This window comes from Blastomonas sp. CCH1-A6 (assembly GCF_001556365.1).
GTDB lineage: Bacteria > Pseudomonadota > Alphaproteobacteria > Sphingomonadales > Sphingomonadaceae > Blastomonas > Blastomonas ursincola.
Map to the genome: position 1 here is coordinate 1 of NZ_LSIS01000243.1, position 1,413 is coordinate 1,413.

At 64.4% G+C, this 1,413-nt stretch carries 3 protein-coding genes; all 3 read right to left on the minus strand.

The features are described 5' to 3' along the window. Positions 1-247 (minus strand): hypothetical protein (locus AX735_RS11425; protein ID WP_156447482.1); only part of this gene is annotated, 247 nt, incomplete at its 3' end. 3 nt (positions 248-250) lie between these two features. Continuing rightward, positions 251-640, minus strand: a complete 390-nt coding sequence (copC, locus tag AX735_RS11430) for a copper homeostasis periplasmic binding protein CopC (protein WP_066280073.1) — start codon at positions 638-640, stop codon at positions 251-253. Between the two features lie 17 nt (positions 641-657). Continuing rightward, positions 658-1,413 (minus strand): copper resistance protein B (locus AX735_RS11435; RefSeq protein ID WP_066280075.1); only part of this gene is annotated, 756 nt, incomplete at its 5' end.

Below are 1,413 nucleotides of genomic sequence, written 5' to 3' on the forward strand. Positions count from 1 at the left end.
GCGATGCTACCGCTGCCCCGTCAAGATCGAGGGGCGACTGCCCCACCATGGCCGCGATATCAGTGGCCAGGCTGAACGCTACGGCCACGGGGGCCGCCATGGCTGCGAAGATCACCCAGTTGCGGCGATCCTTGGTGCGCGCAAAGGCATGCGCGGTCATGGCATGGAAGGCGAAGCCGCCGAACAGGCCGAGCAACAGTGCATATTGCACGAAGCGCATGCCCGGCTGGACCAGCTCCATCGCCATGGATCATTTCACCGTGAAGCTTGTCTTGCCCCGCATGCGATGACCGTCGGCTCCGGCGGCCTGCCAGCGAACCTCATAGCTGCCCGGACGAAGCGGCTGGCGCAGGTTGAGCGTCATGGTCTTGTTTCCGTTCGACCAGGCGGTGGTGAAATTGCGGATGGTCATCTCGCCATGATCCTTGACCCCCGGCATGGCAGTCATGACGATACTGGTGGCGACCGTCGGCGGCAACAGCGCCTCGTTGAACGTCAAGGTGACCGTTTTGGGCTTGGTCACGACGGCATTGTCGGCTGGCGTCGAAGCGACGACCTTGGCATGGGCGAGCACGGCCGGAGCGGCGGCAATCGTGGTGCAGGCGAGGGCGAGGCCGGTAACAAGGGTTCCAAAACGCATAACAAGCTTCCTTATCGTCAAAACCAGAAACGAATGCCCAGGACGAAGTTGGTGACGCTGGGGTCTTCTCCAGCGGCGCGCGCGAAATCGGCGCTGCGCCCGGTCTTCCAGACCTGCTCGACACCGATATAAGGCGCGATCTCGCGGATGACCTCGTAGCGCAGACGGACACCAAGCTCGAAACTGTCGATGCCTGCGCCGATCCCGAGCTCGGGAACGTCCTGCGCCGCAAGGTTGAGCTCAGCGCGCGGCTGGATGAGTATGCTCTGCGCGATGCGCTGGTCGAGCTCGGCCTCGACCCGCGCGGTCAGGTCGCCCCGGTGCGACAGGAACAGCGCGGTATCGAGCTCGAACATATAGGGCGCGAGCCCCTGGATGCCGATGACCGCATAGCTGGTATCGGGCCCGGCGAGATCCTGGCGGAACCCGGCCTGCAGATCGAAGAACGGCGCGATCGCGCGCGAATAGAGCGCCTGGAACTCGAGCTCCTCGATCGGTTCGCCGAAACTGCCTTCGCCCTCGCTCTTGAAAAAGAACTTGTCCGTGGTGTTGCCGTAAAAGCCCTGCAGGTCCCAGAGATAGCCATTGTCACCCTGGCGTGCCTGAAACTCGGCGCGGTCGGCCTGGAACCAGAACAGGGTGAAATCGCCATGGGTTTTCTGCAGGTCCTCACGCGAGGCGCGCATCGCCTCGGCACCCCAGATGGCGTCTGCCGCGCGCGGCGCGCCGCTTCCGGCTTCGGGCGGGGGCGGGGTTTCCATGTCGGGGCCGGG